The organism is Peribacillus frigoritolerans, from assembly GCF_040250305.1.
Classification (GTDB): domain Bacteria; phylum Bacillota; class Bacilli; order Bacillales; family DSM-1321; genus Peribacillus.
In genome coordinates this window covers 3,243,817-3,264,672 of sequence record NZ_CP158190.1, presented here as the reverse complement: position 1 = coordinate 3,264,672, position 20,856 = coordinate 3,243,817, and the positions used below count along the sequence as shown (strand labels likewise).

At 40.2% G+C, this 20,856-nt stretch carries 25 protein-coding genes; 22 read left to right on the top strand and 3 right to left on the bottom strand.

Annotation, left to right across the window (positions count from 1 at the left end; genetic code table 11):
* Nucleotides 1–207: 207 nt before the first annotated feature.
* Both ABOA58_RS15985 and ABOA58_RS15980 read left to right on the top strand, forming a co-directional pair.
* Entirely contained in the window at nt 208–825 is a 618-nt protein-coding gene (locus ABOA58_RS15985; RefSeq protein WP_350299171.1) for a YpjP family protein, read from the top strand.
* A 201-nt stretch (nt 826–1,026) separates the two neighbouring features.
* Complete coding sequence (locus ABOA58_RS15980) at nt 1,027–1,791, top strand: TerC family protein (protein WP_350299170.1); 765 nt, start codon at nt 1,027–1,029, stop codon at nt 1,789–1,791.
* A gap of 390 nt (nt 1,792–2,181) precedes the next feature.
* On the opposite strand, the gene ABOA58_RS15975 is transcribed toward ABOA58_RS15980, so the two are convergent.
* Entirely contained in the window at nt 2,182–2,424 is a 243-nt protein-coding gene (locus tag ABOA58_RS15975; protein WP_350299169.1) for a hypothetical protein, read from the bottom strand.
* 227 nt (nt 2,425–2,651) lie between these two features.
* Here ABOA58_RS15975 and ABOA58_RS15970 point away from each other — a divergent pair, with 227 nt between their 5' ends.
* The 11 genes from ABOA58_RS15970 (at nt 2,652) to ABOA58_RS15920 (ending at nt 11,241) form a co-directional block, all read left to right on the top strand.
* Nucleotides 2,652–3,362 carry an anthrax toxin lethal factor-related metalloendopeptidase gene (locus tag ABOA58_RS15970; protein ID WP_350299168.1) on the top strand — a complete coding sequence of 237 codons (711 nt, stop codon included), beginning with the start codon at nt 2,652–2,654 and terminating at the stop codon, nt 3,360–3,362.
* 57 nt (nt 3,363–3,419) lie between these two features.
* Nucleotides 3,420–4,214, top strand: coding sequence for a thymidylate synthase (locus ABOA58_RS15965; protein ID WP_350299167.1), 795 nt, complete (start codon nt 3,420–3,422; stop codon nt 4,212–4,214).
* Nucleotides 4,211–4,696, top strand: a complete 486-nt coding sequence (locus tag ABOA58_RS15960; protein ID WP_350299166.1) for a dihydrofolate reductase — start codon at nt 4,211–4,213, stop codon at nt 4,694–4,696. Before ABOA58_RS15965 ends, ABOA58_RS15960 begins: the two co-directional genes overlap by 4 nt.
* 150 nt (nt 4,697–4,846) lie before the next feature.
* Complete coding sequence (gene ilvA / locus ABOA58_RS15955; protein WP_350299165.1) at nt 4,847–6,115, top strand: threonine ammonia-lyase IlvA; 1,269 nt, start codon at nt 4,847–4,849, stop codon at nt 6,113–6,115.
* A gap of 194 nt (nt 6,116–6,309) precedes the next feature.
* Nucleotides 6,310–6,501, top strand: a complete 192-nt coding sequence (gene tatA / locus ABOA58_RS15950; protein ID WP_034307557.1) for a twin-arginine translocase TatA/TatE family subunit — start codon at nt 6,310–6,312, stop codon at nt 6,499–6,501.
* Nucleotides 6,502–6,585: 84 nt separating this feature from the next.
* Complete coding sequence (gene tatC, locus ABOA58_RS15945; protein ID WP_101225286.1) at nt 6,586–7,332, top strand: twin-arginine translocase subunit TatC; 747 nt, start codon at nt 6,586–6,588, stop codon at nt 7,330–7,332.
* Nucleotides 7,333–7,469: 137 nt separating this feature from the next.
* Nucleotides 7,470–7,733, top strand: coding sequence for a DUF2535 family protein (locus ABOA58_RS15940; protein ID WP_306804680.1), 264 nt, complete (start codon nt 7,470–7,472; stop codon nt 7,731–7,733).
* Nucleotides 7,734–7,962: 229 nt separating this feature from the next.
* Nucleotides 7,963–8,805: a DegV family protein gene (locus ABOA58_RS15935; protein ID WP_350302891.1), complete on the top strand. Its 843-nt coding sequence runs from the start codon at nt 7,963–7,965 to the stop codon at nt 8,803–8,805.
* 143 nt (nt 8,806–8,948) lie between these two features.
* On the top strand, nt 8,949–9,539 hold the full coding sequence (locus tag ABOA58_RS15930; RefSeq protein WP_350299164.1) for an SCO family protein: 591 nt from the start codon (nt 8,949–8,951) through the stop codon (nt 9,537–9,539).
* A 278-nt stretch (nt 9,540–9,817) separates the two neighbouring features.
* The gene (locus ABOA58_RS15925) at nt 9,818–10,660 is read left to right on the top strand and encodes an SGNH/GDSL hydrolase family protein (protein WP_350299163.1); all 843 of its coding nucleotides are present in this window, start codon (nt 9,818–9,820) and stop codon (nt 10,658–10,660) included.
* Nucleotides 10,657–11,241, top strand: a complete 585-nt coding sequence (locus ABOA58_RS15920) for a YpmS family protein (protein ID WP_350299162.1) — start codon at nt 10,657–10,659, stop codon at nt 11,239–11,241. Before ABOA58_RS15925 ends, ABOA58_RS15920 begins: the two co-directional genes overlap by 4 nt.
* Before the next feature lie 54 nt (nt 11,242–11,295).
* Here the strand turns inward: ABOA58_RS15920 and ABOA58_RS15915 are convergent, their stop codons facing one another.
* On the bottom strand, nt 11,296–12,045 hold the full coding sequence (locus ABOA58_RS15915) for a DUF4397 domain-containing protein (protein WP_350299161.1): 750 nt from the start codon (nt 12,043–12,045) through the stop codon (nt 11,296–11,298).
* A 188-nt stretch (nt 12,046–12,233) separates the two neighbouring features.
* Between ABOA58_RS15915 and msrA the strand changes: the two genes are divergently transcribed.
* A complete protein-coding gene (msrA, locus tag ABOA58_RS15910) occupies nt 12,234–12,776 on the top strand; it encodes a peptide-methionine (S)-S-oxide reductase MsrA (RefSeq protein ID WP_350299160.1) in 543 nt (180 codons plus the stop codon).
* Entirely contained in the window at nt 12,766–13,194 is a 429-nt protein-coding gene (msrB, locus tag ABOA58_RS15905) for a peptide-methionine (R)-S-oxide reductase MsrB (RefSeq protein WP_101225279.1), read from the top strand. Before msrA ends, msrB begins: the two co-directional genes overlap by 11 nt.
* A gap of 51 nt (nt 13,195–13,245) precedes the next feature.
* Here msrB and ABOA58_RS15900 read toward each other — a convergent pair whose 3' ends face one another.
* The gene (locus ABOA58_RS15900) at nt 13,246–14,334 is read right to left on the bottom strand and encodes a GDSL-type esterase/lipase family protein (protein ID WP_350299159.1); all 1,089 of its coding nucleotides are present in this window, start codon (nt 14,332–14,334) and stop codon (nt 13,246–13,248) included.
* Between the two features lie 305 nt (nt 14,335–14,639).
* Between ABOA58_RS15900 and ABOA58_RS15895 the strand changes: the two genes are divergently transcribed.
* The 7 genes from ABOA58_RS15895 to ABOA58_RS15865 all read left to right on the top strand — a co-directional run bounded on the left by ABOA58_RS15895 (nt 14,640) and on the right by ABOA58_RS15865 (nt 20,778).
* On the top strand, nt 14,640–14,798 hold the full coding sequence (locus tag ABOA58_RS15895; protein WP_101225277.1) for a YjcZ family sporulation protein: 159 nt from the start codon (nt 14,640–14,642) through the stop codon (nt 14,796–14,798).
* A gap of 282 nt (nt 14,799–15,080) precedes the next feature.
* On the top strand, nt 15,081–16,055 hold the full coding sequence (locus ABOA58_RS15890) for a S66 family peptidase (protein ID WP_350299158.1): 975 nt from the start codon (nt 15,081–15,083) through the stop codon (nt 16,053–16,055).
* A gap of 221 nt (nt 16,056–16,276) precedes the next feature.
* Complete coding sequence (locus ABOA58_RS15885) at nt 16,277–16,606, top strand: hypothetical protein (RefSeq protein ID WP_089364046.1); 330 nt, start codon at nt 16,277–16,279, stop codon at nt 16,604–16,606.
* 181 nt (nt 16,607–16,787) lie between these two features.
* Entirely contained in the window at nt 16,788–18,152 is a 1,365-nt protein-coding gene (locus ABOA58_RS15880; protein WP_350299157.1) for an aspartate aminotransferase family protein, read from the top strand.
* A 74-nt stretch (nt 18,153–18,226) separates the two neighbouring features.
* Nucleotides 18,227–18,865, top strand: coding sequence for a CoA transferase subunit A (locus ABOA58_RS15875; RefSeq protein WP_230175994.1), 639 nt, complete (start codon nt 18,227–18,229; stop codon nt 18,863–18,865).
* On the top strand, nt 18,832–19,497 hold the full coding sequence (locus ABOA58_RS15870; protein ID WP_350299156.1) for a 3-oxoacid CoA-transferase subunit B: 666 nt from the start codon (nt 18,832–18,834) through the stop codon (nt 19,495–19,497). The genes ABOA58_RS15875 and ABOA58_RS15870 overlap by 34 nt, the downstream gene beginning before the upstream one ends.
* Nucleotides 19,498–19,506: 9 nt before the next feature.
* Complete coding sequence (locus ABOA58_RS15865; protein WP_350299155.1) at nt 19,507–20,778, top strand: peptidase; 1,272 nt, start codon at nt 19,507–19,509, stop codon at nt 20,776–20,778.
* Nucleotides 20,779–20,856: the final 78 nt, after the last annotated feature.

Here is a 20,856-nt window from a genome sequence, read left to right as displayed (position 1 = left end):
CCAAAAATCGTCAAAACCCTTCATTTGAATGTAAATTTATTGATATTTAATAAAAAAGTACGGGTTCATTTCGAGTTCATAAACTTTATATAGGTATTTATCCTTTTTTTTGATTTTTAAAACATGGGTAACTATATATTCGTAATTACCAAAAAATAAAAGTATACTAAATATAAAGACAATACAAAAAAGGAGGGGGAGTGTGATTTGAAAGCGGCGGTTTGGTTCAGGAAAAGTCTCGTCATTTTAGTATCCGTTTTGACGTTTGGTCTTGTCACTCCTTCAGATCTGGCGTGGCTTGCGGAAGCCGATTCGTTAAAGGATACTAAAAAAGGGTTAGTGGAAGAAGAGGGATTATCCTATCTTCCTTCGCAAAATTCAACTGAACTGGAAGAGGAATTCAACCGGGAAGAATTTTTATCGGGCATAATGAATAAGGCAGAGGAAAACGCATTTGTGAAATTTGGCGATAAGATCAATCCTAAAATTGGTGATGAGTTCAAAATTGCCATATTACCAAAAATCGAAGAAGCCATTACCGAAATGGCTGCCCAATTTCCAGATGGAAAATTACAGCAATTAACCATCACTGAGCAGCCGAGTGCGGGCAGGGCCGAAAAAATCTTTCATATTTATGATTCAAACAGCGGCAAGGATATCATCAGATTCCATGTCAGGCAGGAAAACCCTCCACTGGAAGGGTATTGGTTCGATTTTCATTATCATACCCATCATGATTCATTTGCCACCCATTATAATATAGGGAAAATATATTGGGATAAAAATACGCCGCCAGAGTGGACGAGTAAACAAAGGATCTCATAGCGGTTGGTTTCGTTGATTTTATGTAAGTGTAAGAGTATGATGAAAATGAAATGAATTTCTAATAGCATCGAAATGATACGTTGTCATGCAACGTATTTATTTTGTGTTGAAATATAAGTAGAGTTTTTATAATAACGGGGAACAATGTTATTTTAAAAGGTTTTCTAATTTTGCTGTTATAGTAGCAGAGGAGTCTTTATCATGTCAGAGTTGTTAAATAATATCATGCAAACGTATGCGCAGTTTTTTGACTGGCATATGTGGGTGGAGGTTTTATCCGACCCGGTGAGCTGGGGGTTGATTGGAACGCTCGTATTAATGGAAGGGTTGCTATCAGCGGACAACGCTTTGGTATTAGCTGTAATGGTCAGGCACCTTCCGGAAAAACAACGGAAAAAAGCACTTTTTTACGGTTTATTAGGTGCTTACGCTTTTAGATTTATAGCGATTGGAATCGGTGTTTTCCTCATTAAGCTTTGGTGGGTGAAGGTGATTGGAGCCGCCTATCTTGGTTGGCTCTCATTTAAATACTTTAGGGATAAAAGAAAAAAACAAGCTGATGAAGATATTCAGGGAATGAGTAAAAACAGCATACTGATCCGTATGTTTGGTACCTTATGGGGAACGGTTGCGGCAGTGGAATTGATGGATATAGCATTTTCCGTCGATAGTGTCTTGGCCGCATTCGGGGTGAGTGAAAAAGTCTGGGTGCTTTTGACAGGCGGAATGATCGGGGTCTTGATGATGCGGGGAGTGGCGGGATTATTTCTAAAATTGATAGATAAGGTTCCTGAATTGGAAACTGCCGCATATGTCCTTATCGGATTCATTGCTATAAAAATGTTATTGGCCGTTGCAAGGATAGAAATTCCGCCGGCGATCTTTTTTGCCTTTATTTTGCTGATTTTCGGCACCACGATCATATTCCATTTGAAGAAAGGGAAAAAGCTCAAGGAACATGGTTGAGCACTAAATAAAAAAGCTGTCATCTAAAATGATGGCAGCTTTTTGTCGCAAAAGTTTCAGATGGTATCATCCCGAAGCTCTTTTAAGATTTTTTGTTCTTAATTAGACTTCCCCAATTACGAATATTACCATTTCTTGATCTTTCCATAAAAAAGCTCATATTTAAAACAAAGTTGATTGGTGCGGGTGTGCGAGAATCCTGTGGGGAAAGCGAGTCCAGGGGAGACCCCGCATGCGCAAAGGCGCCGAGGAGGCTCCCGGACCGCCCGCGGAAAGCGAGTGCCTGGAGCGGAAATCAACGTCTAAATTGTACACCTATAAAAAAACTGTAGGTAGACTCGATTTTCATCGAGGTTGCCTACCCGTTTGAAGCTGACATCAAATACGATGTCAGCTTTTATTTTGATAAATATCAAGTATTTGAAGAAGGGCTGTAAATGTTGTGAAAAAAAGAAATGGCAATAAAAAGTTAAGCCAAAGTGAAGACAGTAGCGGATGCAGCAGTATGCCAAATAAGATGGAGAACAAAAAAAGGTCGAGAATGATGAACACTCTTAAACTGTAAATATCAAGCACTTCTTCAGCAAGTTCACGGTGCTCATTCAAGATGGCTTTTTTATTATTGGTTTCCATGCAATCACCTTAAACCTTTTACGATTATATACTGTTGATATATGAAAAGTGCGGATCAATGGTTCTTCTAATGATGAATGTGCAACCCAAATTACCAAAAAAACATAGAGTTTTTACATTAGGGCAATATGTTATACTAATATAATAGTATCAAAGGATTAGAGAATTTAAATAACATATATTTACTTAACATAAATGAGGAATGGATGAAGAAGGGGGAGAGGCGTGTGAAAAGGAAGAAATGGTTATCCATACTTGCATTATTTGTCTTTTCATTCTCAATGCTCTCCTATTCATTAGCGAAGGATGAAGGGGTGAAATGGCGGAATTTACCCAAAGATAATCTTTTAAGACAAGCTGAACTTTTTAAAGGCAATAAAGAATTGCAACGAATATTTTTATTTCCAGAAGAGGAGTACGATGAAAGGGAAGCACTTAAAATTGCTGGTACCATAAATAAACTGCCTCATTCCCTTTTGGTGAAAACTGCTGAAAGTGGTGTGAGGATCAAACTATTCGATGGTGATTTAACAGAAAATCAATCCGCGGCAAAATTAAAGGGGAAAAGCCCGCGTGGTTATTTGAATAAAGAAACAACTTGGGATGATGTGCCTGGTATGGGCGGATCACATACGGTACTGGTTAAAATCGGGGCAAGTGACAAGGGCAACGGGCATGGCTCCGTTAATTTGGAACTGCATGAGCTGGGGCATTCAATTGATAATATAGTGTTTGATGGAATCCGTGAAGACATGGATTATTTGAAGATTTGGGGTAAGGAAGTGGATGGGCTGTTTCCAGGGATTACGTATTTTTCCAATTACCCTGAGGAATACTTTGCAGAAACGTTTGCCATGTTTTATGTGAACGATGAACAAAATCAATTGCTTAGACAAAAAGCACCCAAGACTTATAATTTTATTAAACAATTAGATTAAACATTGGGCAATAATACGTTAAAATAAGGAGAATGAAAGTAGAAAAGGTGGTTTATCATGAAGCAATATTTAGATTTATGTAAGCATGTACTCGAAAATGGAACGCAAAAGGGTGATCGTACGGGAACAGGAACGATCAGTACCTTTGGATATCAAATGAGATTCAATTTAAAAGATGGATTCCCTGTACTAACAACGAAAAAGGTTAGTTTAAAAGCGATTATCCATGAACTATTGTGGTTTTTGAAGGGTGATACGAACGTTGGCTACCTTCAGGAAAATAGCGTGCGCATCTGGAATGAATGGGCTGATGAAAAGGGAGAATTAGGTCCGATTTATGGTCATCAATGGCGTTCTTGGGGAACGGCAGATGGAAGGCAAATCGATCAAATCAGTGAATTGATTGAACAAATCAAAACGAATCCAAATTCAAGAAGGCTGATAGTCAGTGCTTGGAATGTTGGTGAACTGGACGAAATGGCCTTGCCGCCTTGCCATGCTTTCTTTCAATTCTATGTCGCTGATGGCAAGCTTTCATGCCAGCTATACCAACGTTCAGCGGACGTCTTTTTAGGTGTTCCTTTTAATATAGCTTCATATGCGCTTTTAACGATGATGATCGCCCAAGTGTGTGATTTGGAAGTTGGCGAATTTGTACATACTTTCGGGGATGTCCACATCTACTCTAACCACCTTGAACAAGTGGAACTGCAGTTGACTCGTGATCCCAAACCATTGCCAATCATGAAAATCAATCCGGATGTGAAAAATATCTTTGATTTTAGCTTCGACGACTTCGTTTTGGAAAATTACGAAGCCCATCCCCATATAAAAGGTGAGGTTAGCATATGATATCATTGATAGTGGCTATGGATCAAAATCGTGTGATAGGTAATAACAATAAACTGCCGTGGCATTTACCGGCAGATTTGCAGTATTTTAAAAAAGTGACGATGGGCCATCCGATCGTCATGGGCCGAAAAACATTTGAATCAATTGGCAGGGTCCTGCCTGGCCGCGAAAATGTCATCGTTACCCGCAATCAGGATTTTAAAGCGGAAGGCTGCGTAGTTTTACATGATATAGCAGAAATCAAAATGTTTGCAGATAACCGAGATGAGGAAGTCTTCGTGATTGGCGGAGCTGAAATCTTCAAGGAAATCCTTCCTTTTACCGACCGCTTGTATATAACGGAAATCCATGAAACCTTTGAAGGTGATACTTTCTTTCCCGTGATTGATGAAAATGAATGGGATAAAATCTCTTCAAACCCAGGCAGCATCGATGAAAAAAATCGATATGCCCATGATTTTATTATTCTGCAAAAAAAATAAAGTGCTAATCCGATTATGGGGAAATGACCATAATCGGGTTTTTTTTGGTATGAAACAAACAAAAGAAAGAATTTTTAGAAAAATCAATTACATTAATAACAGTAAAGTGCTATAATGATTGAATTCATTAGGAAGGAATGAGGGATTGTTATGAATCAGACTGCATCTAAGAATAGGGGGATTCAATTGGAAGATATTCTAATTGCCTATAGAGAACTGAAAGAAATCGTTTTGCATACTCCTTTACAAAAAAATCAGAGACTCTCTGAAAAATATGATTGTAATGTTTATTTAAAACGTGAGGACTTACAACACGTACGTTCCTTTAAATTAAGAGGGGCTTACTATAAAATGAAAAGCCTGACCGCTGAAGAGACGAAGAATGGAGTGGTTTGTGCCAGTGCAGGAAACCATGCACAGGGAGTGGCGTTTTCCTGCAGCCAATTGGGTATCCACGGGAAAATTTATATGCCTGCTACAACTCCAAGGCAAAAAGTCGATCAAGTTCAGCTATTCGGCAGGGATAATGTGGAAATCATCCTTGTCGGGGATACATTCGATGATGCATTTGCCATGGCGATGGAATGCTGTGAAAAAGAAGGCCGTTCCTTTATCCATCCATTTGACGATGAAAAGGTAATTGCCGGGCAGGGTACAACGGCTGTAGAAATCCTGAATGATTGTGAAGATGGAATCGACTATGTATTTGCCGCTATGGGCGGAGGCGGATTAATGGCCGGAGTATCAAGTTATTTCAAATCGGTTTCCCCAAAAACGAAATGCATTGGAGTGGAGCCGCAAGGTGCTGCTTCGATGGAATACTCCTTCAAGGAAGGAAAAGTTTCTGAACTTGAAAACATAGATACATTCGTTGACGGAGCAGCTGTCAAGTGTGTGGGACAGTTGACATATCAGCTTTGTAAGGAAAACCTGGAAGATATCATTGTCGTCCCTCCAGGCCAAATCTGTACGACGATTCTCGATTTATATAATCAGCATGCTATCGTAGCTGAACCGGCAGGAGCTATATCTGTAGCCGCGTTGGATTTATATAAAGAACAAATCAAAGGCAAAACGGTTGTTTGCATGGTCAGCGGAGGAAATAACGACATTGGGCGTATGCAGGAAATTAAGGAGAAATCCTTATTATATGAAGGGCTGCTTTATTACTTCATCGTGAATTTTCCGCAACGTGCTGGAGCTTTAAGGGAATTCCTTGATGAGGTGTTAGGACCGAATGACGATATAAGCCGTTTTGAATATACGAAGAAAAATAATAAAGAAAGCGGGCCGGCACTGGTTGGTATTGAGCTAAAAGATAAAAATGATTATGAAGGGCTCATTCAAAGGATGAACAAGAAAGGATTCTCTTTTGTAGAGGTCAATAAAGACAGTAATTTATTTCACTTATTGATTTAATCATGGACAAAATGTTAAATTAGGATAGAATAATACCTATGTTTTTACATTTTATTCTGCCGGCCCAGTCGTATATGGGCATACTGTCGATAATTGTTACCATTCTATGACGAATTGCCAGTTCCCTTTCAATTGGTTGGAAATGGTATTATAATCGGAGTAGGTCTAATTACAACACCAAAGGGGATGTATCCATGTCGAACATTGGAGTACCTGGTCTAATTCTCATCTTAATATTGGCATTAATTATCTTTGGTCCTAAGAAACTTCCAGAAATTGGCCGTGCTTTTGGACAAACGCTTCGTGAGTTTAAAAAATCCACGAGTGATTTAACAAAAGGTGATTATGAAGAAGATAAGAAGCTGCAACAAAAAAATCATGAATGATTGAATGCTGGGCGTAAGATGGAATCGTCTTGCGCCTTTATGCTGGAACAAGATACGGATTTTCAGATGAAGGCGTGATCAACTTTGGAAGATAAAGAATTAAATATCATCGATCATCTCGATGAATTGAGAAAACGGCTCATCATTACAGCTGTTGCTTTTGTCATCTTTTTTATCGCCAGTTTTATTTATGTTGAGGAGATTTATAATTGGTTCGTGAAGGATCTCGATTTTGAACTGATGGTATTGGGACCGAGCGATATAATCTGGATTTACTTTATGCTTGCAGGTGTCGTAGCCATTGCGGCAACGATACCGGTAATTGCCCTGCAAATCTGGTTATTCGTTAAACCCGCTTTGATGCCAAATGAAGTAAGGGCGACCCTTGCCTATATTCCGGCACTTTTCCTGCTTTTTATCGGAGGGCTTGCTTTCGGTTATTTTGTCATCTTCCCGACCATTCTTCAATTTTTGATTGAATTGGGCGATGGGATGTTCATAACCAGTTTTACAGCGGATAAGTACTTTTCATTCGTATTTAATATGACGATACCTTTTGCTGTTTTATTCGAGCTTCCCGTCGTTACCATGTTTTTGACCTCCCTTGGCATAATTAATCCTTATGTGCTTCAAAAGTTAAGGAAGTATGCATACTTTGTACTGGTTGTCATAGCGATATCGATTACGCCGCCTGACTTTATGTCAGACTTTATGGTGATGGTTCCGCTGTTGTTATTATATGAAATCAGTATTTCTTTATCTAAAGTCGTCTATAAACGAAGGGTGAAACGTGAAAGCTTGCGGGAAGGCACCTACGAGGAAGGTTTATAAAAAGAGGTCCATAAAGGCATTTTGCCCTTTATGGGTCTTTTTTTTTGTGAAAGTCAATCTGATTTGTCTGTTTTTTTACACATTTGAATATTTATACTTTTGGATTTATTGTGTATAATGTAAGCAATCGGTGAAAAATGAGGATTGATATTTTGATGTTCAAATGCTTGGAATTCAAAGATTGTTTTGGACATAAGGTCACAATTTCAGAAATACCTGTCTTACTGCCTAGTGATCCGAATTTTTTTATGTTGACCGTGCGTTTGGAAGTATTTGTAAAGAAGGTTTTTGCCAATAAAGATCATAAAGAAAATTACTCATTTAAGCATTATTTAGCATCCGTACTCAAATGGCCCGTTTATAACAAGCTTTTTTTTGGAAGTTTACTAAATAATGCTTAATGCGGATTGTTCCATAGCTAACTTCTCCGTTAAAAGAGATGACACGAATGCCATGTAATATCGAATAAATCGGCATGTGTTCAAGTTAGCTCATGGGACGGTCTTTTTTTTTGCGATCATTTCAAAAGACTAGTATCACTTCACTTGAAAAAAAAGAAAACCTTTGGTTTGAATGCGTACCTTGAATAGGTATAATACAATAGATATGTTAATTTAGGGATGTGTAATGATGAATAAAGTAAAGATAGTAACAGACTCGACAGTAGATATGACACCTGAGGAACTGGAATTTTATGATATTACAATGGTCCCTTTATCGATTTTTATAGATGGGGAGACTTTTTTGGATAAGGTTGAAATCGAACAAGAAGAATTCCTGAAAAGAATGAACCAGTCAAAAGAACTGCCAAAAAGCTCACAACCAGCCGTAGGTACCTTTGTGGAGGTATATGATGAACTAGGAAAAGACGGCAGCGAGATTATATCCATACATATGACAGGTGGCATGAGCGGCACAGTTCGCTCAGCGGAAAGCGCAGCAACCATGTCCGAAACGAAGGTTACCGTTCTTGATTCGAAATTCATTTCAAAAGCGATGTCATTCCAGGTGATCGAGGCAGCGAAGATGGCGAAGGAAGGGAAATCCGTAGCTGAAATAATTGATCGACTGGAACATATTAAAAAGCAGTCAAGTTTAATCATTGTCATAGAAACACTTGATAACCTCGTTAAGGGTGGAAGGATTGGCAAAGTTTCTGCTTTTATCGGTTCATTGCTGCACATAAAGCCGATTGCACTTCTTGATGATGGTGTACTGAATCCTGTATCCAAAGCTAGGAGCCAGTCACAGGTCGTGAAGTTCATCATCAAGAAATTCAAAGAAGATACTCAGGGCAAAAAGATTAGAGGCATTGGTTTTGTACATGCGAATGGCCTTGAAATAGCGGATAAAGTCCGCCACGCCATTGCAGACTTAACAGGATATCAAGACATAAAGATAGAAGCAACGACTGCCGTTGTCAGTACCCATACAGGTGAAGGCGCCATGGCGATCATGTATTATTGGGACTGATAAGGATATACCATATGAAACTGCGGTTTTGTCACTTTTACAATTGCCTTTAATTCGTAGAAATAGTTGCTGTTCTCATTTCGAATGGTCTGTTAGAATAAATGAAGTAACAGAATATTTTATACATAAAGGACGGGGTAGAGATGAGAAAGCTGCAATTGCTTATGGCAGCTATGGGAGCATCGATTTTATTGCTGTTGACAGCATGCGGTTCCACTGGAGTACCTGATGCCAAAAATTGGGACCTTGAAGATTTCAGTTATATCGATCAGGAGGGGAAACCTTTCTCAAAAAGCGATCTAAAAGGAAAGGTTTGGGTAGCTGATTTTATATTCACAAGCTGTGAGACGGTCTGTCTCCCAATGACTTCGAATATGACGAAGCTGCAGCAGCAATTGAAAGATGAAGGTATTAAAGATGTAGAGTTCGTTTCATTTTCAGTGGACCCGGAAATTGACAAACCTGATGTTTTAAAAAAGTTTGGTGACCAATTTAATGTGGATTACGGCAACTGGCACTTTCTGACCGGTTATGGACAGGAAGAAATCGAGCAGTTTGCATTGGATAACTTTAAAACAATTGTCAAAAAACCAGAAGCAGAAGATCAGGTGATTCATGGGACCAGTTTTTTTCTGATTGATCAAGAGGGAAAGATCATCATGGATTATACAGGTCTGCAGGATATTCCGTTTGATGAAATCATTAAGCATATTAAAATTTTACAGAATTATTGAACAGGTTAAATGACCTGTTCTTTCTGTTTTCATCCATCCTTTATTATAGAGCTTTAACGTTAATGAAAATGAGCAATAAGTTTTTGAAGAAACAGCGGTAGTAAAGAATGATTTTACATGCTCAGTACATGCTAATTTTTATAGGACTAGCTTTAATTCACTGCATTTTTCATATTGTATAGTAAGGAATGCTCAATTCCGGAAGTACAATGAAGGTATATTGTTTGCAATCTTTCGTTTTCTGCATGATATAATATATGGGTAGGAAGGTGAGGGTCATGAGGTACAAAATCACCTGTCTTTTCATATGCCTAGTTTGGATTTCAGGCTGCAGCCAAAGTGAAACAGCCTCAAATCAGCCATCTGTTCAGCAGAAAAGCATAGTTGAGCTGAGTAAAAAGGAAACCATTCCTGCCAGCTTTTTTCCGGACCCAGTGAAAATCGTATCGATTGGCGACTCCTTGACTCAAGGTGTCGGTGATAGTAAAGATAATGGCGGGTATCTGCCTTATTTACAAAATAAGCTGGAAAAAGAACCATCGATTACTTCAGTTGAGATGATTAATCATGGCATACGTGGAAATAGGACCGACCAACTATTGAAAAGACTGGATAAGACTAGGATTAAAGAAGACATAAAGCAAGCTGACTCGATTGTCGTCACAATCGGTGGAAATGATATCATGAAGGTCTTTAAACAGAATTTCTCCAACTTGGAGCTGAATCAGTTTGAATCGGCAAAAATAGGGTATGAAAAAAGATTAAGGCAGATACTTGATAAGGTTCGTTCCGAAAATGATTCTGCGCAAATTTACCTTGTAGGCGTCTATAATCCATTTTCCAAATGGTTCGGAGATTTTTATGAACTTGATATGATCATGAATGATTGGAATGAAAGTGGAAAAGAGATCATTGAAGAATATGATTCAGCCTATTTTATTGAAATAGCAGACATTTTCGAGAATTCCGAAGAAGATTTGCTGTATGCCGAGGATTATTTTCACCCAAATGACCGCGGATATGAATTAATCGCGACAAGAATCTATAATGATATGGATATTACCACTATCGGAAAGGACACATTGGAAGCGAGTGCCAAAGGAGATGATGACCAAGAATGACAAATGTCAAATGGAAGACTTTGTTTATTTCCCTATTAGCCCTAAACATCCTGGTCATCTTGTTTGTAACGATTTTAGTTAATCTGCCGACTAAAGATAAAGATCTGATACCCAAAGTAAGCCATGAAGAAGATATCCAATTTCAAATTCACACGAATCGGGAAGATTTGACAAGATTAATCAACCAGTATCTGGATAAAGAGGGGTTGACGGGATCCATTCACTACGAAGTGTATTTAACGGATGAGGTGGAGCTATACGGAACAATGCCATTTTTCAACCGTGAAGTGGAAATGAAATTGACTTTTGAACCAATTGCCCAAAAGAATGGGGATTTGATTCTTAAGCAAAAATCAATTGAAGTCGGTAAAATGAACCTTCCTGTTTCATATGTAATGAATTTAATTAATGAGCGTTATAATATGCCGGATTGGGTTAGCATCAGTCCCAATGACGAAAGTATTTATGTGTCATTACAGGATATGGAACTGAAAAGCGATATTAGGGTTAAGGCGAATGAATTCGATCTAAAAAATGATGATATTTCATTTTTATTGACCATCCCATCATCATTACAGTGATAGTGAATAGATGGATAAAAAACCAGGATCGATGCATCCTGGTTTTTTATCCATTTATGGAGATAGCGTTAAGGTTTCTAGTGAGGATGACTGCCGATTCGAACCAATTAAATAAATGGTTGTGGGAGTATTTACTTGGAAGGCTTTGTTTGGCAAAGGGAGTGCGATCTCTTTTGTCCCAGCTATCCGCACTTCGAAGTCTACTATCATGGGATGTATATTAAGATATTCGCTTGCTTTCCTGAAATGGAGTTGATCAAAAACGACATCTCCATTTTTGACGGCAATATCCACCGAGAGTAAATCATGTGAAAGCTGGATGAATCGTACCTTTGCTTCATTTGGAGGAACAAATGGATCATCTTCGAAAGATAACATGTTCAATGATTCATTAGCCAGGGCAGATGCAAGAGCAATGGTATAGAAAGTCCCGCTTTCGAGTGTCACTTTACAGCTTAAAAGGGGTAAGGCGCTTTGTCCGCTGCAGTATATTTCCAATGGGTACTTGCCAGGGGGGAGTGGTAAATAACCATTGTTCTCTTTATATGAGAAATTTTTAAGAATACGCATTTCATTTACATAAACATCAAATGAGGGAGCTGTTGGAGCAGCATGTAAAAAGCGTACTTGTGCAGGCAGCAGGGCATTCATTTGTTCATATTCCAATTGTTGTGTTGATTTTTCGAGACTTTTCAAATGTTTATGGTAATAATAATCATGCAATTGCGGATCGCTGTTTTTGTAATAAGACGATAGTAAATCATATCTTAGAGATTTTTGTGAATATGATTGTTTATCGCTCATTTCCGACACCTCTCATTTTTCCAGTATGTTATTATTATATGTTGTCATGCTTGGGCGTGTGTCTCCCGTTTAAAAAGAGGAGAGACGATTTTTCTTAAAAAGGGTCGATCGGCATATTATTTTACAGGGTCATATAAAAGCGTTAAAATTCATTCAATGGATTGTTTGTAAAAAAGGAGGATTTTCATTTGACAAAGCAGTTAGAGAAGGCAACATTCGCAGGCGGATGTTTCTGGTGCATGGTGAAACCGTTCGATGAACAGCCTGGCATCGAATCCGTTATCTCCGGCTATACGGGCGGGACTACGGAAAACCCTACGTACAAAGAAGTTTGCTCTGAAACCACTGGCCATTATGAAGCAGTTCAAATAACCTTTGATCCAAGCGTATATCCATATGAGGAGATAATCGAGTTATTCTGGCAGCAAATTGACCCGACAGATGCTGGCGGGCAATTTTATGACCGGGGAAGTTCTTATCAAACGGCCATTTTTTATCATGACGAAAACCAACGTGAAATTGCAGAAGCATCCAAAGCTAAGCTGCAGGCAAGCGGGAAATTTTCAAGACCGATCGTAACGCCGATTATACCGGCCAAAACGTTTTATCCAGCCGAGACATACCACCAGCATTATTATAAAAAGCAACCTGAGCATTATGAAAGATATTCGATTGGTTCAGGAAGGAAAGCATTTATACAACATCACTGGGGGGAAAAAAATGAAAAGTAAAGAAGAATTAAAACAGAAACTCACTCCGATTCAATATGAAGTCACACAAAATAATGGAACGGAACCAGCCTTTAACAATGAATATTGGAACTTGAAGGAGGAAGGATTATATGTGGATATCGTTTCAGGAAATCCTCTTTTCACTTCAAAGGAAAAGTTCGATTCAGGCTGCGGTTGGCCAAGCTTCACTAAACCGCTTAAAGAAGAGGAAGTAGTGGAAAACCTCGATACGAGTTATGGTATGAGAAGGATAGAGGTTCGCTCAAAAACTGCCGATTCTCATCTGGGTCATGTTTTCAATGATGGGCCGGGACCGTCGGGATTACGCTATTGCATCAATTCTGCATCATTAAGGTTCATCCCGCTCCAAGATCTTGAAAAAGAAGGATACGGAGAATACAAAAAGCTGTTTGATTGAATGCAAAACCCCCTATCAGCTAATGATAGGGGGTTATTTATTGGGTAATATTCAATCTGTGATGATGGACGCGATCCGGACATATGGAATGGTGGTAAGTTCCATTGCTTTAGTCCTGCCAGTCACCTCAAAACGGACAGTATGTGAACCGGGACGGAGCCCATTTGTGATAAATAAATATCTTTCACGGGCAAATGGCCACCACGTATTTAAAGTCGTGATTTCATTTCCGTCAATCCATACATTCACTTCCCCGCCATCAGGACTTCTAAGCAGTTTCACACCAAGCATACTTCCTTTGAAGCTATATTCAATCACACTGCCCTTTTCACTGCTAGTGAAATAGCCACCCCTTGGACGGAAACCGCTCATTTTTCCATAGTGGTCAATTTCAGATAATTCAAATCCAGAACGGGCATGCAGCTTAGATGGAAGGCCTGCTACAGTCTTTTCCCGTTTGATGTTATCCAGGAACCGTTCATAAATTGCATCAGCATATAATTTATAACCCAGCCCATTTGGATGAATCAAATCTCTTGTCAGCTGTTTTTCCGTATATCCTGAATCCTTGAATATAGGTCGCATATCCACATTGGTTGCACCGTAATGTTTGGATAAAAGTCCGATGGCTGACGCAAATTCATCATATTTCAAGGAACTCTCTGTTATTGTGAATAATTCAGCATTAGGGTGGAGCCGTTTCGCCTTTCTCATTAATGCTTCATATGTCATGGTAAAATCATCGACATTCATATATTTGCGATCATTCTCACCAAAAACGAAGAAAATCAGATCTTTGTGATCATGCTCCCTTTTTTGGGAAAGCTTGAATAGGCCTTCAAAAGCAGTGGCTCCGCTTTGGACCACGTAGTCACCGTGTAAAGAAATATCATTGGCTTCATTCATCTTATTTTCTAACTGGTTGAACCATGTTAGATCAGGCTTTTCAGCTCCCGACCCTCTTCCGATACTGTCACCAATGACGAGATATTGAATGGGCTGGCCTGATTGGAATTTTTGATAAACATTTATAGAATCATCTGATCCATATGTTTTAGGGACTTTTTGAAGGATATAGCTGATTAGAAGGATCGTGGCGATTGCAGCGAAAGGGATGAAGGATTTTGCGTTCGTTTTCAATTATGTTCCCCCGTATTGCCTTTTATGTATCCATGTAGGTATGAGATAGCTTAAAGAGGCTAAGAATTGTTTTTCCTTATTATATCCCAATTTTAACGTAACACAATAAATATGAAACGTTTTTTTTGACATTTTTCATGGTTACTTGCGGTATTACAGCCATTGAATGAATAACGGTGAAGATGGTGTTGCTTGAAGTTTTTTCTTAAATTCAGAAAAATAGGCAAATGCACAGACCAAGGCGGGCGTATTGACATATGGTAAGGTGTAAAGAGAAATAAGAATTCTAAAAGGAGTGAAACTTAATGTACGGATATGGTGGAAATGTTGCAGGACCAGGATTCGGTTATGGTGGCGGTGGATACGGCGGCGGCGGCGGTTGCTGCGGATTTGGATCAGGCTTCGCATTAATCGTTGTCTTGTTCATTCTTTTGATTATCATCGGCGCTTCATTCTGCTGCTAATACAATAACCTAAAGACCAGCTGATAAAGCTGGTTTTTTCTTTATGTAAGGAATGTGGGTGGACCTTTTTAAATTCCATGGTTGTCGACTGAAAAGGCAGGTTAAATCCAAGTTGGACAGGCGATACATAACCAATCTTATTTCCAATCCTGATACCGGCATGGCCAATTTGCAAGAAAATAACTTGTGTGAAGGACATACCATAAAGGTTCTGGGTTTTTCTTTGTTCACCATTTCTGCTAAAATAACGACAGAATGTAATTAATTTAGGGGGATAAAGATATGAAACCTTCCCGTTTACAAGCAGGGGATGAAATTCGCGTAATTGCTCCTTCAAGAAGCTTGGCGATTGTCAAAGGGGAACAACGCAGATTGGCAGAAGAAAGGTTGACTGACCTTGGTTTTAAAGTGACATATGGTGAAACGGCTTTGTTCCATGATGACTTTTTCTCGAATTCGATCGAAGACCGGATCGAGGATTTGCATGAGGCGTTCAGGGATCCAAATGTGAAGGGGATTTTTACAGCCATCGGGGGGTATAACGCTAACCAATTGTTACGGTATATCGACTATGATTTGATTAAGGAAAATCCAAAAGTGTTGATGGGTTATAGTGATATAACCGCAATTTTATTGGCCATTTATAATAAAACAGGTTTAACTACATATTCAGGTCCTCATTTCTCGACGTTCGGGATGAAGGCTGGTCTGGAATATACGATGGAATATTTTAAAAAGGCTGTAATTGAAAGTGCAGGCTTTTATCTTGAGCCAAGTGAAACGTGGAGTGATGATTCCTGGCATTTAGAACAGGATGACCGAACTTTCCACCCGAATGGTGGATATATGGTCATTCAGGAAGGTGAAGCGGCTGGGACAATCATTGGAGGTAATCTTTGTACACTCAATCTATTACAAGGGACAGAGTTCATGCCATCTTTAAAGGACAGTATCCTTTTCATAGAAGATGACGAAGAAAGCCACCCATTCAGTTTTGACCGGGATTTACAATCCTTGCTCCATCAGCCAGGTGCAAGTGGGATTAAAGGAATCGTCATCGGCCGTTTCCAAAAGGATTCAGGAATGACTGAATATGCCTTGCAGGAAATCATCACCTCCAAAAAGGAGATAAATGGCATACCTGTGATCGCAAATGCCAACTTCGGTCATGTCCATCCATTTGTAACGGTGCCGGTTGGTTCAAAAGCAGTAATGAAGGTGAAGAACGGAAAAGCGACGATCCAGATCCTTTCATGACATATTATGAAGACGCCGTTCAAAAAGTGGACGGTGTCTTAATCTGTTCGGATATGTATGAATATATTTTGCATTCTGGTGTATTTTAGGAATCTTTCCTCTTGTAAGCCCTGGAAATTGTCCTATTTTACAAGCATTATTAGGGAATATGAGTCTAATAGTTCAAATTCTTTATTTTTCTGATATAATACTAAGAGATTTAAAATAGAAAAGGTGATTATGTGTTATTAACAATTCCAGCATCCATTCGTTTAGAAGGGGCTTTGGCCGAGTATAATAAAAAAGGCCGAGTGAGCCATACATGTTTCGTATGTAACGAAGACACTTCTAATGGGGATGCAAGTAACTTGAACTACTATAAGTTAGGAACTAAAAAAGTTTGTCATTCCTGCATGAAAAATGTTTTGCGTCATCCGTCTTTAAAAGAGTATGAATATGTACATACTTCAGTTATCGATAAAACTGCTTTTTATAAAAATGTGCTGGCTGTTTTAAAGGATGAAAGTTTTTTGGAGTCAATTCGTGAAGAAAAACTAAATAGCGTATTGTAAGAAAAAAGTGTATCTCTTGCGGATACACTTTTTTTGTCGCCATTTTTTTGACAATCTCTCATGAAACCAAGAAACTTATCCGATTACATGCCTAGGCCAATTTCCTTAGCAAGATTGCCTTCACCTGGACATACACTTTATTATATTGCTTTGTTTTTAAAGAGAAGGAGTGTGCAGGCTTATGGAGCAGTCTTCATTGATCAAACCGGTCCTGGGAGGAGCCTACCCGACTATCAGTCATGGTCAGGGAGTTTTTTTGTACGATAAAGATGGAAAGGATTACCTAGATGCTTCTTCCGGTGCTGTTACAGCCAATATTGGCCATGGAGTCCAGGAAGTCATTGAGGCGATGGTCAAACAGGCTAAACAGGTTTCATTCGTGTATCGTTCCCAATTTACCAGCGATGCTGCAGAGAAACTTGCCGGAAAAATTGCAGAATTGACCAAAGGGGAACTGACCTACAGCTTTTTTGTAAACAGCGGCTCCGAAGCGACTGAAACGGCATTGAAAATTGCCATTCAGCATTGGCAGGAAAAAGGGAAGCCAAAGAAACAGAAAATCATATCGAGATGGATGAGCTACCATGGCATCACGATGGGAGCACTTTCAATGTCCGGACATCCGATTCGTCGGGAACGATTTACTCCTATGCTTGAATCATATCCTTCTGTATCTCCTCCATATTGTTACCGATGTCCACTTCAACTTGATTCACATTCGTGCGGAATGGCCTGTGCTTCGGAATTGGAAGCATCAATTCGTCGTATTGGCAGTGAAAATATAGCTGCATTCATTGCTGAACCTGTTATCGGCGCTGCAGGAGGGGCCATCGTTCCTCCTGATGGTTATTTTCGAAAACTCAAGAAAATATGCGAAGAGAATGATATTTTATTCATTGCGGATGAAGTAATGACCGGATTTGGACGTACCGGAAAGATGCTTGCTTCCGAATATTGGGATGTGGAACCTGATATTGTAACATTTGGTAAAGGCATGAGTGGAGGGTATACCCCGATAGCAGCCGCAGTAATGACCAAAAACGTGATGGAGCCCATAATGAAAGGCTCGAAATCAATTATAGGAGGTCATACGCTTAGTGCTAATCCGTTATCGTGTGCGGTATCTTTGGCCGTTTTGGAATATGTCGAAAGGAATGAACTTGTCGAAAAATCAGCCGACAGAGGGAATTACCTGATTAGGGGCCTGAAAAATTTGGCAGGGAAGTATTCCTTTATCGGTGATATACGCGGGAAAGGTTTATTGATTGGCATCGAGTTTGTCCAAGATAAAGCAACATCGGCCCCATTTCCGAAGGAGGCAGACGTGACCAATGAAATCATTGAATTGGGAATGAGAAATGGAATACTTCTTTATCCCGCAGCCGCAGGCCTTGACGGTGTAACCGGGGCAGCCATCATCATCTCCCCGCCGTTAACGATATCGGAAGAGGAGTGTGCTGAATTGTTAATGAGGGTCGATATAACTTTTAGGCAATTCAATGAATCGATAGGTAAACGTTCATCACAACAAGGAAGTGAGTCATAGTGGTGGAAAATACATTCCGGAAGATTTGTCGTTTGGAGGATGTGCGCCATCACTTTAAAGATCATCAGTCCATCATGTATGGGGGATTCGGTGGCATAGGGACGCCACCGGGATTGATCAATCTGATTTTGGAATCAGGCATTAAGGATTTAACCTTGATTGGGAACGATACAGGTTTCCCCGATATCGGAATCGGAAAACTGGTCACGCAACGCCGGGCGAAAAAGATCATCGTATCCCATATCGGTTCCAATCCTAATGCAGGACTATTAATGAACAATGGAGAACTCGAAGTGGAGTTCTCTCCGCAAGGGACACTTGTCGAACGCATCCGGGCCGGAGGAATGGGGCTAGGCGGTATATTGACTGATATTGGAATTGAGGCCGATATCGTCCGGGACGGCAAGCAAACCGTAAAACTAGGGAAGAAAAATTATCTGGTGGAACCGGCTTTAACTGCAGATATCGCCATTGTTTACGCAGAAATGGCAGATCCTTATGGAAATCTTATATTTGATAAAAGCGCCCGGAACACGAATCCAATCGTTGCTGCCGCTGGACAAATCACTATAGTCGAAGCCATGCAAATCGTTCCGCTTGGCTCTTTGGATCCAGAGGACATCATTGTTCCGGGTGCCTTTGTGGATTATATCATTCCATCAAAAGGAGTCGATTGGAAATGGGTTTGGGAACAGAAGATAGAAATAGAATAGCGAAACGCGCAGCAGCAGAAATAAGCGATGGGATGCTGGTCAATTTGGGAATTGGCATTCCATCACTTGTTCCAAATCATCTTTTGAATGACCATAAAGTTATGTTTCATGCGGAAAATGGCCTTGTGGGAATTGGCAATACTCCTGAAACGGGGAAGGAAGATGCGCATCTTTGCAATGCAGGCGGACTGCCGATCACCATTAGAGCCGGGGCCTCCTACTGCGACAGTACTGTTGCATTTGGGATGATACGGCGTGGCAGGGTGGATATCACGATTCTGGGAGCCCTTCAAGTAAGTCAAGCGGGGGATCTCGCTAATTGGATTGTCCCGGGAAAGCGGGTGCCAGGCATGGGCGGTGCCATGGAGCTGGCGGCAAAGGCAAAAAAGGTCATTGTCTTGATGGAACATAATGATAAAGCGGGCATGTCTAAATTAGTCAAAAAATGTACGTTACCGTTAACTGCCAAGAAATGCGTACATATGATCATCACTGAATTAGGCGTGTTTTCCGTAACTTCGGAGGGCCTCCTATTAACTGATGTATTTGATACGTCCAGCATTCAGGAAATCAGGAATCGGACCGAAGCCTCGTTTACCGTCTCTGAAAATATCCATATTTTAAAAGAATGAGAGAGGAGAATGGATATGTATGAGGAAAAAATAAAAACATGGTTGAATGAACATCGGATGAATGGGGTTCAGCTTTTGCAAAAACTGGTTCAGGAACCGAGCAAAAGGGGGCAAGAAGGAAGTGCACAAGCCATAGTGGTCGAGAAGTGCAGACAACTTGGTCTAGAAATAGATCTTTGGGAAATCGGGGATGAACAATTAAGAAAACATCCCCATTTTTATTGCAACCGCCGGGATTTTAAAGGAAATCCGAATCTTGTGGCTATTAAAAGAGGAACGGGCCAGGGGAAATCCCTTATTTTAAACGGACATATTGATGTAGTTCCTGAAGGAGATCTTGCAGCATGGCACGATGAACCGTATAGCGGCAAGTTAATGGACGGGAAAGTTTTCGGGCGGGGAACGACGGACATGAAGGGCGGCAATGTATCTTTATTACTGGCCATTGAAGCGATCGTCGAATCCGGAATCAAATTGAAGGGGGATGTGATATTCCAGAGTGTGATTGAAGAGGAAAGCGGTGGTGCCGGCACACTTGCGGCAGTCATACGGGGGTACAAAGCTGATGGTGCAATCATTCCGGAGCCTACAAATATGAAACTATTCCCTTTACAGCAAGGTTCGATGTGGTTTCGACTGAAAATAAAAGGCAAGTCTGCACATGGGGGCACGAGGTATGAAGGGATCAGTGCAATAGATAAAGCGGTTAGTGTAATGAAAGAAATCAAGTTGCTCGAACAAGAACGGAATGAGTCACTCCGTCATTCACTCTATAAAAATGTCCCTATCCCCATTCCAATCAACATAGGTAGCATTCAAAGCGGGAATTGGCCTTCCTCCGTGCCGGATACAGCCGTTCTGGAAGGTAGATTCGGCATCGCCCCGACAGAAACCATGGAAGAAGCACAAAAATCGCTGATGGAGCGAATAGATGCTTTAAATGAGAGTGATGCATGGTTTAAAGAAAAACCGATTGAATTAGAATGGTTTGGGGCCAGATGGCTGCCTGGCAATCTCGAAATAGATCATCCGCTCATGAAGACAATTGGCACATATTATGAAAAAGTGGTAGGGGAGGAACCGCTTGTCGAAGCGTCACCTTGGGCGACGGACGGAGGGTATCTTTCATCGGTGGGCTCTACCCCCGTAGTTGTGTTTGGACCAGGGGAAACGAAGATGGCCCATGATTCGAACGAATATATAGAGGTGGATAAAATGATGGAGGTTGCGGAAATCATTGCATTGACCATGATAGAATGGTGTGGGGTGGACCAGGAATAATCATTTTTCCGGAGGTCTGATTCCAGGAAGGGTCAGGCCTTTCGCAACAATTTCGAAGTTTTGAAGGGAGCGGGACAA

Excerpts from the sequence above, each read along its gene's own strand:
- ABOA58_RS15980 (WP_350299170.1), top strand. The coding sequence starts at position 1,027 with ATGTCAGAGTTGTTAAATAATATCATGCAAACGTATGCGCAGTTTTTT.
- ABOA58_RS15975 (WP_350299169.1), bottom strand. The coding sequence starts at position 2,424 with ATGGAAACCAATAATAAAAAAGCCATCTTGAATGAGCACCGTGAACTT.
- ABOA58_RS15965 (WP_350299167.1), top strand. The coding sequence starts at position 3,420 with ATGAAGCAATATTTAGATTTATGTAAGCATGTACTCGAAAATGGAACG.
- ABOA58_RS15960 (WP_350299166.1), top strand. The coding sequence starts at position 4,211 with ATGATATCATTGATAGTGGCTATGGATCAAAATCGTGTGATAGGTAAT.
- ilvA (WP_350299165.1), top strand. The coding sequence starts at position 4,847 with ATGAATCAGACTGCATCTAAGAATAGGGGGATTCAATTGGAAGATATT.
- tatA (WP_034307557.1), top strand. The coding sequence starts at position 6,310 with ATGTCGAACATTGGAGTACCTGGTCTAATTCTCATCTTAATATTGGCA.
- ABOA58_RS15940 (WP_306804680.1), top strand. The coding sequence starts at position 7,470 with ATGAGGATTGATATTTTGATGTTCAAATGCTTGGAATTCAAAGATTGT.
- ABOA58_RS15935 (WP_350302891.1), top strand. The coding sequence starts at position 7,963 with ATGAATAAAGTAAAGATAGTAACAGACTCGACAGTAGATATGACACCT.
- ABOA58_RS15930 (WP_350299164.1), top strand. The coding sequence starts at position 8,949 with ATGAGAAAGCTGCAATTGCTTATGGCAGCTATGGGAGCATCGATTTTA.
- ABOA58_RS15925 (WP_350299163.1), top strand. The coding sequence starts at position 9,818 with ATGAGGTACAAAATCACCTGTCTTTTCATATGCCTAGTTTGGATTTCA.
- ABOA58_RS15920 (WP_350299162.1), top strand. The coding sequence starts at position 10,657 with ATGACAAATGTCAAATGGAAGACTTTGTTTATTTCCCTATTAGCCCTA.
- ABOA58_RS15915 (WP_350299161.1), bottom strand. The coding sequence starts at position 12,045 with ATGAGCGATAAACAATCATATTCACAAAAATCTCTAAGATATGATTTA.
- msrB (WP_101225279.1), top strand. The coding sequence starts at position 12,766 with ATGAAAAGTAAAGAAGAATTAAAACAGAAACTCACTCCGATTCAATAT.
- ABOA58_RS15895 (WP_101225277.1), top strand. The coding sequence starts at position 14,640 with ATGTACGGATATGGTGGAAATGTTGCAGGACCAGGATTCGGTTATGGT.
- ABOA58_RS15890 (WP_350299158.1), top strand. The coding sequence starts at position 15,081 with ATGAAACCTTCCCGTTTACAAGCAGGGGATGAAATTCGCGTAATTGCT.
- ABOA58_RS15880 (WP_350299157.1), top strand. The coding sequence starts at position 16,788 with ATGGAGCAGTCTTCATTGATCAAACCGGTCCTGGGAGGAGCCTACCCG.
- ABOA58_RS15875 (WP_230175994.1), top strand. The coding sequence starts at position 18,227 with ATGTATGGGGGATTCGGTGGCATAGGGACGCCACCGGGATTGATCAAT.
- ABOA58_RS15870 (WP_350299156.1), top strand. The coding sequence starts at position 18,832 with ATGGGTTTGGGAACAGAAGATAGAAATAGAATAGCGAAACGCGCAGCA.
- ABOA58_RS15865 (WP_350299155.1), top strand. The coding sequence starts at position 19,507 with ATGGATATGTATGAGGAAAAAATAAAAACATGGTTGAATGAACATCGG.